Below are 12,356 nucleotides of genomic sequence, written 5' to 3' on the forward strand. Positions count from 1 at the left end.
GTCAGGTCGCGCCGACCGCCAGCAGCCCCGACTCGGCGGACGAGGGCAGCGCGGCGAGCAGCTCCACCTCCGCAGCCATGGCGGCGCTGAGCCGGCGGAGCAGGTGCCGGACGTCGGCGACCTCCCAGGAGTACGACGCGATCTCGTCGGTCACCTCGAACAGGTCCCGTGACACCAGGTCCCGGACCCGGTGGTACGCGGTGAGCGCAGCGGCCTCGCCCCGGTCGTCGGAGAGGGCCTCCAGCAGCGCGCCGGAGGCCAGCTCGGCGTCGCGCAGCGCGTCGGTGATGCCGTGGGTGCCGATCGGGTCCTGGTAGTGCCCGGCGTCCCCCACGAGCACCCAGCCGGGACCCCAGGGCTGCCGGGCGAAGCCGGGGGTGCCGGCCCAGCCGTGGTGGTGCCCGACCCGCGTGGCGCGGGCCACCGGCTCACGGAGGTCGGGCGCCGCCAACCCCACGAGCTGGTCGATGACCGCGTCCGAGGACCTCCCGAGGCGGAGGGTCCGCATCCGCTGCGGCGACGTGGCGACGAAGACGCAGTGGCCGTCGCCGTTGGTGGGGATCAGGCCGGCGGCGGCACCGTTCCCGTACGCCCAGTGGTAGCCGTCCAGCCCGAGGCCCCGGAGGTAGGTGTACCGGACCGCGCTGGCGTGGCGTCCCCGGTCGAGCAGCTGCGCTCCGGCGGCCGCGGCGACCGGGGACCGCACGCCGTCGGCGCCGACGACGTACCGGGCGCGCAGCGAGGTCCCGGTACCGGTGCGGTCGACCGCGCGGACCCCGGTGACGCGGCCGTCGGGGTCGTGCAGCAACCCGATGACGCGCGATCCGTGCCGGACGTCGGCGCCGGCGTCCGCGGCGGCGTCGACCAGGATCTGGTCGAGCAGGTGCCGCCGCGGGGCGTAGAGCGCGTCCACCCCGGCGCGCGAGCTGATCGACAGCCGCAACGGCTCCTGACCGGCGAAGTGGAAGGTGGTGCTCCGCACCGGTGGCGTCCCGGCCGCGACGACGCGGTCCAGCAGGCCCCAGCGCGAGAGCTGGAGCACTCCTGCGCGCATCAGGCCGTGCGTCGACAGGGTGTCGGTCCCGTGGTCGCCGCGCTCCAGCAGCTGCACCCGCGCTCCCGCCCGGGCGAGCAGCAGCGCCGTCGAGGCGCCGGCCACCCGGCCACCCACCACGATCACGTCGTGCGGTGCCTGCCGGCTGCTCATCGGAGCTCCAGGGCCCGGAGCGCGACGCAGTCGTCGGCGCAGATCGCCGCCACCACGTCGCGGGCGTCGTGGCGAGCCCCGTCGAGGGTGCCCGCGTCGCGTCGGTGCTGGAAGCGCTGGCCGACGACGTACAGCCCGGGGGCGGCGGTGGCGCCGCGGTGCTGGCGGATCACGCCGTGGTCGTCGGTGACGGGCACCTTCAGCCAGGGACGGTGGGGCACGTAGCCGGTGGCGAGCACCACGGTGCCGATGCCCGCCGCGCGCAGGTCGATCCGCTCGCGCGTCTCGGGGACGTGCACCGGGCGGGGCCGGTCGGCCGGCGCCACCTCGGCGGCCAGGTGCTGCTGCTCGACGTGCCGGTCGACGGTGTCGAGGAAGCGGCCCAGGCGTCGTTCCGACTGCTCGACGGTGGTGGCGAGATCGGCGGCGAACGTCGCCACGTGTCCGGCGAAGGACCGCAACCGTCCGGTCACCTCGACACCGACGGCCTGCAGGGTCGAGAGGTCGACCACGTCGCCCCGCGGGTCGTCCGGCTCCCGGCCGGCCAGCTGGAGCGACGGCTCACGCCGGGCTGCGGCGGGGTCGTGGACGGTGTCGATGGTGCTGGCCAGACGACCGGTGTCCTCCAGCCACCAGTGGATGTCCATGCCGCGGTAGTGGCGAGGCATCCGGGAGTGGCTCCCGACGGAGAGCACGACGCGACGTCCCGCCCTGGCCAGCTCGTCGGCGATCTGGACGCCCGACGCCGAGGCCCCCACGACCAGGACGCCGCCCGGCCGCAGCTGAGCGGGGTTCCGATAGCTCAGCGCCGTCACCAGGTCGATGTCCGGGTCGAGCTCGTGGGCCGTGGCGGGAACCCGGGGCCGACCGGTCGGACCGGTCGCGACCACGACGTTGCGGGCCAGCCAGGTCGCCGAGTCGGCCACCACCCGGAAGCCGGAGTCGGCAGGCGCGACCTCGAACACCTCCCGCCCGAGCTCGAGAGGTGCACCGGACGCGGCGGCGTACCGCTCCAGGTGGCCGACCAGCTCGCCGGTCGGCATGAAGCCCTCCTGGTCGGGGCCGGTGTAGCGCCAGCCCGGCAGCCGGGTCATCCAGCGCGGGGACAACAGCCGCAGGGAGTCCCAGCGCTCGCTGCGCCAGGCCTCGGCGACCCGGCCCCGGTCGACCACGACGTGGTCGCGGCGGGCCTGACCGAGGAGGTGGCTCACGGCCAGCCCGGCATGGCCGGCGCCGATCACCAGGGTGTCGATGGTGGTGCTCATCATGGTTCCTTCCGGGCTGCTCCGGGATCGCCGTCAGCTGCCCGATCGCGAGGTACGGGTCACCCCGTGACGACCTCGATCTGGACGGGTGTGGGGTTGGTCAGGGCGTCGTAGACCGCCGAGCGGCGGCGCGACTGCTCGACGATCGCCCGCAGGGTCTCGTCGTCGGCGTCGCCCTCGACGTGGAGGGTGACGGTGATCTGGCCGTAGCCGTTGCGGACGTGGTCGGACAGGCCGAGGATCCCGAGCAGGTCGATGTCTCCGGTCACCGTGGAGCTGACCCGGGTCAGGGTGACGCCACGCGCCGAGGCGATGTTGGCGATGCCGGCCGTGAGGCAGGCGGCGACGGCGTGCAACAGGTACTCCACGGGGGTCGGTCCGCGGTCGGTGCCGACCAGGACGGCGGGGTGGTCGCTCTCGACGACCGTGACCTGCTCGTGCGCCATCTCCTGCTTGGCGCCGAAGAAGTCGTCGTACACCGACCGGCTGTGGGTGCCGCTCTGCCACTGGTTGCGGACGCGGAACTGGAACGCCGCGATCTCCGGGTCGTTCTTCACCGCGTCGAGGGTGCCGAAGAGGGTGGGGACGTCGACGCCGTTGCGAGGCTGCGCCGCGCTGGTCGTGAGGGACATGCTGATCTCCTTCTGCGGTGACGCCGGTCTCTCCGGCGCCAGGTCGATGGGTTGGCCGCAGCCGTGCGCGCTCATGACGCCGCCTGTGCCGTGTGCATGGATCCAGCGTGGGGCGGGGCGCGCCGACGGTCATCGGGTGAACTCCCGACGAGCCCAGGAGAGGCGGTGCGCGGGAATCGGTGGGACGCTGGGCGGATGGGAGGGACCGGGGAGCTGGTGCGGCCCTCGATGCACGGGCGGGGCGGGCCGCTCGACGCCGCCGCCCGCCGGGTCGCCGCGGTCGGCGACGGCGAGGGGCAGCTGCTGCTGGTCACCGGGGAGGCGGGGATCGGCAAGACCCGGTTCCTGCAGGCCCTGCGGGACCTGGCCACCGAGCAGGGTTTCGTCACCTGGAGCGCCGCCGCGTTCCCCGAGGACGTCGAGTTCTCGGCCGGCCTGCTGCTCGATCTCGGGCACTCGCTGGCGCGTTCGGACCGGGCCGAGATCTCGGTGCTCGGGCGGGACCTGGTCGACGGGCTCGAGGCGGTTCCTCCGCCCGCCGCCGGGTCCGGGGACGCGCACCGTCGGCGCCGCCTGCTCGTGCTCGACGCCGTCGACCGGCTGACCCGCCTGACCGACGAGGGGCCGGTGCTGCTCGCCCTGGAGGACCTGCACTGGTGCGACGAGCTGAGCCTGGACGTGATCACCCACCTGGCCCGCCGGGTCCGGTCCCGGCCGCTGCTCGTGGTCGGGACGGTCCGCACCGACGAGCTGCTCCCGGACCTGCCCGTGCGCGCGTGGCGCTCCCGCCTGCTGCTGCAGCGGATGGCAGAAGAGGTGCCCCTGTCGCGGCTGAGCGGCTCCGAGACCACCCGGATGGTGGCCGAGATGCTGCCGGCCCAGGACGCGTCACCGGCGCTCGTCGAGCTGGTCCAACGGCGCTCCGGCGGCGTGCCCCTCCACGTCGAGGAGCTCGTGAAGGCCCTGGTGCACGGCCACCTGTCGGCGGATCCGTCGTACGTGCCGGAGACGCTCGCCGAGGCGGTCGACCAGAGGTTCGGGATGCTGTCGGCCCCGGCGCAGGAGGTCGGCGTCACGGCTGCGGTGGTACGTCGCAGCTTCGACCTCGACGTGATCGCCTCGCTGGCCCAGCAGCCGGAGCCGGACGTGGCACACGCCTTCGACGAGCTGGTCGAGCGCCAGTTCCTGCAGCAGGAGCCGGGCGGCTGGTACGGCTTCCGGCACGCCCTGATCCGGGACGCCGTCGAGCGGGCCGCGCCCCTGGCCACGCGCCGCACCCTGCACGCCCGGGTGGCCGAGCTCGCCCGCCGACGTCCCGAGCTCGGTGGGGACGGGTACCGGTCGGTGCACCACGAGGCCGCCGGCCAGCTGCCGGAGGCGTCGGCCGCCGCAGGGTCGGCCGCCGAACGCGCCAGCGCGCTGTCGGCCCACCACGAGGCCCTCGAGCTGCTCGACCGGGCGATCCGGTGCCTCCGCGACGACGATCCGAGCCGGTTGGTGCCCCTGCTGGAGCGTCGGGCCGCCGAGGCGGCCGCCACGGACCACAACGCCCGGGCCGCCGAGGACTACGAGAGGGCGCGGGCGGCCCACCTGGCGCAGGGTGACCGCGTCGCGGCCGCCGCGCTGCTGCCCCCGCTGGTCGCCGCCCGGCACCTGCTGGGGGACCCCCTGCCCGTGCGCGTGGCGCTGCTGGACGCCGGGATCGCCGATCTCGCCGAGCCTGTTGACGACGCCGCGGACGACGCCCGCCGGGAGCAGGTGCGGGCGGCGTTGCTGGCCGCCAAGGCGGCGGCGTACCTGGTCGACGACCGGCTGGACGAGTCCATCACCGCCGGCGAGGCGGCCCTCGCCCTGGACGGCGACCTCGAGGAACAGGTCCGGCTCAACACGGCGGCCACGCTCGGCTGCGTCCTGGTCTTCGCCGGCCGGATGGACGAGGGCTGGGACCGGCTCGAGCGTGCGGCCCGGGAGGCTCGCGAGCTGCGGCTGGAGTGGGAGACCGCCCGCGCCTACCGGATGCTCGGGTCGGCGGCCTCGACCCTGGTGGAGTACGACCGGGCGGAGTACTGGCTCGCCGAGGGCATCGACTACGCGGCCCGCACCGAGCAGGCCAACCACCGGAGCTACATGACCAGCCACCAGGCCCACGTCGCGTGGTGCCGCGGCCGGTGGGACGAGGCCGACGAGCTGGCCCGGCAGGGGCTCACCGACGAGCTGGGAGGGATCACCACCCGGATCGTCGCCCAGCACGTCACGGGCTTCGTGGCCCTGGGCCGCGGCGACCTCGCGGGGGCGGCCGCCGTGCTGGAGGAGGCGCGCGTCGCGGGGACCGAGATGGGCGAGCTCCAGCGCTTCTCGCCGGCCCTGTGGGGGCTCGCCGAGTGCCGGCTTCTCGCGGGGGACGCCCAGCAGGCCGTGGAGCTGTCCGAGGCCGGGTACCAGGCCTCCCACGAGGTGGCCGACGCCGCCAACCTCTTCCCCTTCCTGGTCACCGGGACGAGGGCCCGGCTGGCGCTGCCGGACCCGGCGGCAGCCCAGGACTGGGCCGACCGGGTGGGCGCCGACCTGGAGGCCCGGGGAGTCCCCGGCACCCTCCCGGCCCTCGACCACGCGGCCGGCCTGCTGCACCTCGCCGCCGGCCGGACCGGCAAGGCGCGGGAGCGGCTGAGCGCCGCCCACGAGGCGTGGACGGCCCGGGGCCGCTGGTGGGAGGGCCAGTGGTGTGCTCTCGACCTCGCGCGCTGCGCGCTGGCCTCCAACCGCCGGACCGAGGCGAGCGGGCTCGTCGAGGCGGTGCGAGCAGCGGCCCAGGGCCAGGCGGCGACGGTGCTGCTCGACGCCTGCGAGCAGGTCGCGTCGCGGCTCGACGAGCACGACGCCGTTCCGGCCTGGGCGCCGCTGACGCTCCGCGAGTTCGAGGTCGCCAAGCTCGTGGCCCGGGGGCTCACCAACCGCGAGATCGCCGAGGAGCTGCGGGTCACGGTGCGGACGGCGGGGTCCCACCTGGAGCACATCGGCGCCAAGCTCGGGACCAGTCGGCGCACCGAGATCGCGACCTGGGTGGCCTCGCTGGACCGACCGACGTGAAGGACGGAAGGAGAGACGCGTGCGCAGGACGTGGATACCGGGCGACACCGCCAGCCTGACCCGCGTGGTCGGCGCGGAGGACATCGAGCTGTTCACCGCGATCAGCGGGGACCGCAACCCGCTGCACTACGACGAGCAGGCGGCGCGGGCCTCCCGGTTCGGGGAGATCGTGGTGCAGGGAGGGATCACCAGCGCGATCCTCAATGCCGTGGTGGCCGAGGAGCTGCCGGGGCCCGGCACCGTCTTCCTGAACGTCAACTGGGACTTCAAGGCCCCCGTCCGTCCCGGTGACACGATCCGGGGCGAGGTGGAGGTCGTCGAGGCGCGTGAGGACAAGCCGATCACCGTGCTGAGGACGCGGGTCGTCCGCCAGGACGACACGGTGGTGCTGGACGGCACGGCCGTCTGCTACACGATGGAGCTCGGCCCCTGAGTCAGGCCTTCTTCGCGACCTTCTTGGTCGCCTTCTTCGCGGCCGCCTTCTTGGTCGCCTTGCGCTTGAGGCCGACCTCGAGGTGGTTGCCGACCTTCCGGGTCTCCAAGTAGGGCTGGTCGTCCACGAGCGCGCTGAGCTTGGTGTGGCCGAAGGTCCGGGGGTCCCACGAAGGATGGCTCCGGGCGAGGTGGTTGCCGAGCGCGCCGAGGGGCGCCCACCCGTCGTCGTCGGCGGCGGCGTTGACCGCCTTGGTCAGCACGCTCTGGAGGTTGAGCTGGGCTGCCGCGTCATCGGTCCCGTCGTCCTCCTCGTCACCGTTCGTGTCGGTGCCCAGCACCTCGAGCATGATGAACCGGTCGCACGCGTTCTGAAGCGACACCGGGGTCTTCTTCTGGCCGAGCCCGTAGACGGTCCGCCCGGACTCGCGCAGCCGCAGCGCCAGGCTGGTGAAGTCGCTGTCGCTGGTCACGATCGCGAACGCCTCGACGTTGCCGGCGTACAGCAGGTCCATCGCGTCGATGATGAGCGCGGAGTCGGTGGAGTTCTTGCCCGTCGTGAAGGCGTTCTGGTGCATCGCCCGGATCGCACGGGCGTTGAGCTCGCGGGTCCAGCCCTGCAGCCGGGACGAGGAGAAGTCGCCGTAGGCCCGCTTGATCGTCGGGGTGCCGTACTTGGCGAGCTCGTCGAGGATCGCCTCGGCGTACTTGGGGGAGGTGTTGTCGGCGTCGATGAGGACGGCGATCCGTACGCCGCTGAGGTCGGTGTCCACGCGTCCACCCTAGGCGCGGCGGCTCAGCCCTCCGGTGCCGGTGCCGGGCGGCGCAGTGGGTGGCGAGCGAACCAGCGGCGGACCAGCACCACGACCGGGACGCCGAGCAGCACGCCGACGACCGCGAACGGAAGCAGCGCGCCGCCGACCGTCGCCAGGCCGGCGCCGAGGGCGCTCAGCGCGTGCCAGCCGCTCTTCAGGCCGCCGACGAACGCGATGTCGTCGTCCTGGGGTGCCGCCGCTGCCTGCGCGGGCGTGGGCTCCAGGTAGACGGTGATGGTGGAGTACGTCGTCTGGTCCTCGAGCCAGGCGAGCTGGCCCTTGAGCGAGTCGAGCTCGGCCTGCCGGCGGCTCAGCTGGGCCTCGATCACGACGATGTCGCGGATGTCCTCCGCGCGGCTGAACAGCACCTCGACCCGGGCCAGGCTCTGCTCCTGGGCGCGGATCCGGGCGCGGGTGTCGATCACCTCGCCCGTGACGTCCTCGGCCTTGCGGGTCGACGCGGTGACCTCGCCGAGCTCGGCGAGGTCGGTCATCGCCGCGTCGAAGTCCTGGCTCGGGACCCGCAACACCACGCGGGAGAGCCGGACCTCGCCCTCGGAGGTGGCCGTGGTCTTCTCGTCGGCGATCGACCCGTCGTGGGCGTCGACCACCTTGTCGAGGTCGAACCGGGCCGTGGCGACGTCGTCGCTCTGCACGGTCATGGTGCCGGTCTGGATGACAGCGGGCTGGGCCGGGCCGCCGGGTTCCGGTGCCTCGGCCGCCCGGTCGACGAGCGCCGACTCGTCGAGGTTGCCGGTCGCCTCCCTGGCCACGCCGTCCTCCCCACCGTCGGCGTCGAACGCGGCTCCCGGCGCCTCCTCGCGGGCCTCGCTGGCGGCCGGCTCGCTGTCCATGGCCTCGTCACCCCCGCCGGAGGAGCAGCCGGCGAGGCCGAGCCCGGCCGCGAGCAGGAGGGCGGGGCCCAGGGACCGGCGGCGAGTCGAGGTCTTCATGGGGCTCGGACGACCGGGACCCGGGAGCGGTTCCCTACCCTGACCCGGTGAGCAGTGGACGGGGCCGGGTCGTGGTGGTCGGAGGCGGGGTCGCGGGCCTGGCGGCCGCGCACCGGCTGGCCGGCGACCACGACGTGCTGGTGCTCGAGGCCTCCACCGTCGTGGGCGGAAAGCTGCGGAGCGCCACCGTCGGCGGGGTCCCTGTCGACGTGGGGGCCGAGGCGATGCTGCACCGCCGCCCCGAGGGCTCCGACCTGGCCCGCGAGCTGGGGCTGGAGGTGGTCCACCCGGCCAGCACCTCGTCGTCGGTCTGGAGCCGGGGCGAGCTCCACCCGCTGCCGCGCACGATGATGGGAGTTCCGCTCGACGTCGACGACCTGGCCGCCTCCGGGGTGCTCGACGACCGGGCGGTGGAGGTGGTCCGGCGTGAGCCGGGGCTGCCGCCGGCCGACCTGACCCGGGACCGGTCGGTCGCCTCGCTGGTGGGGGAGCGGTTCGGGCCGGAGGTGGTCGACCGGCTGGTCGAGCCGCTGCTGGGCGGGGTGTACGCCGGCCACGCGGCGTCCCTGTCGGTCCGAGCGACCACGCCGCAGCTGGTCGCGCTGGCCGGACGGGGCTCCCTCCTCGAGGCCGCGGCCGCGCTGCCGGTGCCGGACGCGCCGGTCTTCGCTGGCCTCCCCGGCGGGATGACCACGCTGCCCGCGGCGCTGGCCGCGCGCCGCGACGTCGAGATCCGCACCTCGGCGACCGTCCGGCACCTGGAGCGGGTCGCCGGGGGCTACCGCCTCACCGTCGGCCCCGCACACGCCCCGGAGCGGGTGACCGCCGACCGGGTCGTGCTGGCCTGCCCGGCGGCGCCGGCCTCCCGGCTGCTCGGCGACGTCGCGCCCGTGGCGGCCCGCGAGCTGGCGGCGATCGAGTACGCCTCGATGGCGATCGTCACCCATGCCTTCCGGGCCGACGACCTCGGCGACCTGGCGGCGACGCGGACCTCGGGCTTCCTGGTCCCACCGGTCGAGGGCCGGGCGATCAAAGCGGCGACGTACTCGTTCGCCAAGTGGGACTGGGTCCGGCAGGCCGGGGACGGCCTGCTGGTGCTGCGGACCTCGGTCGGGCGGCACCGCGAGGAGGCCGCCCTGCACCGGACCGATGCCGCGCTGGTCAGCGACTCGCTGGCCGAGCTCGCCGCGCTCGCGGGCATCACCGCCCGGCCGGTCGACAGCCACGTTCAGCGGTGGGGCGGCGCACTTCCCCAGTACGCCGTCGGGCACCTCGACCGGGTCGCCCGGATCCGAGCCGACGTGGCCCGGGTGCCCGGGCTGTCGGTCTGCGGGGCGGCGTACGACGGCGTCGGCATCCCGGCGGTCATCGCCTCGGCCGTCCACGCGACAATGGAGGCATGAGCAGCACGACGGAAGCAGAGTCCCCGCGTCCGCGGAGGGGCGCCCGGCTCAAGGAGCTCAACGAGACCATCCGCTACACGATGTGGTCGGTGTTCCGGCTCGAGACCCCGCTCGGCGACGCCGACCGCGCGGCCGAGGCGGCCGACCTGGAGGCCCTGCTCGAGGTGCTCGCCGAGGGCGACGTCGTGGTCCGCGGGGTCTACGACGTCTCCGGGATGCGGGCCGACGCCGACGTCATGGTGTGGTGGCACGCCGCGTCCAGCGAGGAGCTCCAGGACGCCTACAACGCGTTCCGGCGTACCCAGTTCGGACGCCGACTGGCGCCCGTCTGGTCCCAGATGGCGCTGCACCGCCCCGCGGAGTTCAACAAGAGCCACGTCCCGGCGTTCCTCGACGACGAGGAGCCGAAGCGGCACGTGTGCGTCTACCCGTTCGTGCGGTCCTACGAGTGGTACCTGCTCGAGGAGTCCGAGCGGCGGGGCATGCTCGCCGAGCACGGCCAGATGGCGCGCGGCTACCCCGACGTCCGGGCCAACACGGTGGCCAGCTTCGCCCTCGGGGACTACGAGTGGATGCTGGCCTTCGAGGCCGACGAGCTGCACCGGATCGTCGACCTGATGCGCCACCTGCGCGCCTCCACGGCCCGTCGGCACGTGCGCGAGGAGGTGCCGTTCTTCACCGGCGCCCGCACCACCGTCGGCGACCTGCTGGCCCGACTGCCCTGACCCGGGACGCGTCAGCGCACCGGGTCGTCGGTGTTGAGCAGCGACCGGGACGGAGCCCGCGAGGTCGCGACGGAGAGTGTCGAAACCCGGTGAGGGAGCTGGGGCGGTGCGTCCAGCGGCTTCGAGGCTCAGGCTGGCGGCCTTCGCGCCTCGACCTCCGCCTCAGCCGTCGACGGGCTCGAGGGTGAGGCTGATCGAGTTGATGCAGTAGCGGTCGCCGGTCGGGGTGCCGTATCCGTCGGGGAAGACGTGGCCGAGGTGGGAGCCGCAGCTGGCGCAGCGGACCTCGACCCGCTTCATGCCGAGGGTGTTGTCCTCGAGGTACTCGATGGTGTCCGTGATCGGCTGGTAGAAGCTCGGCCAGCCACAGCCGGAGTGGAACTTGGTGTCGGACTCGAACAGCTTGGCCTGGCAGGCCTTGCAGCGGTAGACGCCGGTGGTCTCGGTGTCGGTGTACTCACCGGTGAACGCCCGCTCGGTGCCGGCCTCGCGCAGTACGCGGTACTCGTCGTCGCTGAGCTGCTCCCGCCACTCGGCGTCCGACTTCTCCACCTGGTAGCTCATGCTCGCTAGCGTAGCCACCATGGCGAAGACCACCGCGGCGATGGTGCGGGCCGGCGACCGCGAGGTGCGGGTCTCCTCGCCGGACCGGGTCATCTACGAGTCGACCGAGCGGACGCCCGAGGTCACCAAGCTGATGGTCGCGGAGTACTTCGCCTCGGTCGAGGACGGCCTGATGCGGGCGCTGCGCGACCGGCCGACCGCACTGGAGCGGTGGCCCTCCGGCGTACGGCCGGGCATGAAGCTGGCGACCGGGCCCCAGGACCGCGACGCGGAGGCGTTCTACCAGAAGCGGGTGCCCAAGGGGGCTCCCGACTACCTCGAGTCGGTCGCGATCACCTTCCCGTCCGGGAGGACGGCCGAGGAGATCTGCCCGACCGAGATCGCGGTGCCGGTGTGGTGCGCGCACATGGGCACGCTCACCTTCCACCCGTGGCCGGTACGCCGCGCCGACGTCGACCGTCCCGACGAGCTGCGGATCGACCTCGACCCGCAGCCGGGCACGACGTTCTCCGACGCGGTCCGGGTGGCCGGCGTCGCGCGCGAGCTGCTCGAGGAGCTCGGGCTGACCGGCTGGCCCAAGACCAGCGGCAACCGCGGGGTCCACGTCTATGTCCGGATCCGCCCGGAGTGGGAGTTCACCGACGTCCGGCACGCCGCCATCGGCTTCGGCCGCGAGCTGGCGCGGCGCGACGACCAGGTCACGGTCGACTGGTGGAAGGAGGAGCGCGGCGAGCGGATCTTCGTCGACTACAACCAGAACAACCGCGACCGCACCATCGCCTCGGCGTACTCGCTGCGGCCGGTCCCGGGCGCCCCGGTCTCGACCCCGATGACCTGGGAGGAGCTCGCCGGCGTCACCGATCCCCGCGACTTCCACGTGTTCTCGGTGCCCGAGCGCGTGGCCGAGGGTGACCCGTGGCGCGGCATCGACGACGTCGCGCACGACCTCGAGCCGTTGCTGGACCTGTGGCGCGAGCAGGGCGAGGTCGAGCTGAACTACCCGCCTGACTACCCGAAGATGCCGGGGGAGCCGCCGCGGGTGCAGCCGAGCCGCAAGGTCGCCGAGCACTGGGACGAGCACGGGAACTGGATCGGCGACTGACCCACCCGCCGAGAAGGGCCCCAGAACGAGGACGGGCCCGCCTGGTAGTCCAGACGGGTCCTCCCCGAAACGGCATCCGTGGGCGGGTGCCGTGCCCTGCGGCTTCTTGTCACCCCCCGTGGCAAGACGCCTCATTGTTTTGTCGGTGATTCCGAAACCCCCCGGTTCGGG

The 12,356-nt window shown here is 73.9% G+C and carries 11 protein-coding genes; 5 read left to right on the forward strand and 6 right to left on the reverse strand.

The features are described from left to right. Position 1 precedes the first annotated feature (1 nt). From ACQ1X7_RS03325 to ACQ1X7_RS03335, 3 genes are read right to left on the reverse strand one after another with little or no spacing between them, the layout of a single operon-like run. Positions 2-1,207 carry an NAD(P)/FAD-dependent oxidoreductase gene (locus ACQ1X7_RS03325; RefSeq protein ID WP_432476727.1) on the reverse strand — a complete coding sequence of 402 codons (1,206 nt, stop codon included), beginning with the start codon at positions 1,205-1,207 and terminating at the stop codon, positions 2-4. Continuing rightward, the gene (locus ACQ1X7_RS03330) at positions 1,204-2,472 is read right to left on the reverse strand and encodes a flavin-containing monooxygenase (RefSeq protein WP_432476728.1); all 1,269 of its coding nucleotides are present in this window, start codon (positions 2,470-2,472) and stop codon (positions 1,204-1,206) included. The genes ACQ1X7_RS03325 and ACQ1X7_RS03330 overlap by 4 nt, the downstream gene beginning before the upstream one ends. 59 nt (positions 2,473-2,531) lie before the next feature. Further along, positions 2,532-3,104, reverse strand: a complete 573-nt coding sequence (locus ACQ1X7_RS03335; RefSeq protein ID WP_432476729.1) for an OsmC family protein — start codon at positions 3,102-3,104, stop codon at positions 2,532-2,534. A gap of 195 nt (positions 3,105-3,299) precedes the next feature. On the opposite strand from ACQ1X7_RS03335, the gene ACQ1X7_RS03340 reads away from it, so the two are divergent. Together ACQ1X7_RS03340 and ACQ1X7_RS03345 are read left to right on the forward strand one after the other, a co-directional pair. Beyond that, positions 3,300-6,191: an ATP-binding protein gene (locus ACQ1X7_RS03340; RefSeq protein WP_432476730.1), complete on the forward strand. Its 2,892-nt coding sequence runs from the start codon at positions 3,300-3,302 to the stop codon at positions 6,189-6,191. Positions 6,192-6,210: 19 nt separating this feature from the next. Then, positions 6,211-6,624, forward strand: coding sequence for a MaoC family dehydratase (locus ACQ1X7_RS03345; protein WP_432476731.1), 414 nt, complete (start codon positions 6,211-6,213; stop codon positions 6,622-6,624). 1 nt (position 6,625) lies between these two features. Here the strand turns inward: ACQ1X7_RS03345 and ACQ1X7_RS03350 are convergent, their stop codons facing one another. Both ACQ1X7_RS03350 and ACQ1X7_RS03355 read right to left on the reverse strand, forming a co-directional pair. Next, complete coding sequence (locus ACQ1X7_RS03350; protein WP_432476732.1) at positions 6,626-7,396, reverse strand: NYN domain-containing protein; 771 nt, start codon at positions 7,394-7,396, stop codon at positions 6,626-6,628. Between the two features lie 23 nt (positions 7,397-7,419). Continuing rightward, complete coding sequence (locus tag ACQ1X7_RS03355; protein ID WP_432476733.1) at positions 7,420-8,391, reverse strand: DUF4349 domain-containing protein; 972 nt, start codon at positions 8,389-8,391, stop codon at positions 7,420-7,422. A gap of 47 nt (positions 8,392-8,438) precedes the next feature. Here ACQ1X7_RS03355 and hemG point away from each other — a divergent pair, with 47 nt between their 5' ends. Together hemG and hemQ are read left to right on the forward strand one after the other, a co-directional pair. Next, a complete protein-coding gene (gene hemG / locus ACQ1X7_RS03360; protein WP_432476734.1) occupies positions 8,439-9,794 on the forward strand; it encodes a protoporphyrinogen oxidase in 1,356 nt (451 codons plus the stop codon). Beyond that, entirely contained in the window at positions 9,791-10,519 is a 729-nt protein-coding gene (gene hemQ / locus ACQ1X7_RS03365) for a hydrogen peroxide-dependent heme synthase (RefSeq protein ID WP_432476735.1), read from the forward strand. Before hemG ends, hemQ begins: the two co-directional genes overlap by 4 nt. A gap of 162 nt (positions 10,520-10,681) precedes the next feature. Here hemQ and msrB read toward each other — a convergent pair whose 3' ends face one another. Next, a complete protein-coding gene (gene msrB / locus ACQ1X7_RS03370) occupies positions 10,682-11,083 on the reverse strand; it encodes a peptide-methionine (R)-S-oxide reductase MsrB (protein WP_432476736.1) in 402 nt (133 codons plus the stop codon). A 19-nt stretch (positions 11,084-11,102) separates the two neighbouring features. Between msrB and ACQ1X7_RS03375 the strand changes: the two genes are divergently transcribed. Continuing rightward, positions 11,103-12,185, forward strand: a complete 1,083-nt coding sequence (locus ACQ1X7_RS03375) for a DNA polymerase domain-containing protein (RefSeq protein ID WP_432476737.1) — start codon at positions 11,103-11,105, stop codon at positions 12,183-12,185. The last annotated feature ends 171 nt before the right edge of the window (positions 12,186-12,356 follow it).

The organism is Nocardioides sp. GXQ0305 (assembly GCF_050880345.1).
Taxonomy (GTDB): domain Bacteria; phylum Actinomycetota; class Actinomycetes; order Propionibacteriales; family Nocardioidaceae; genus Nocardioides.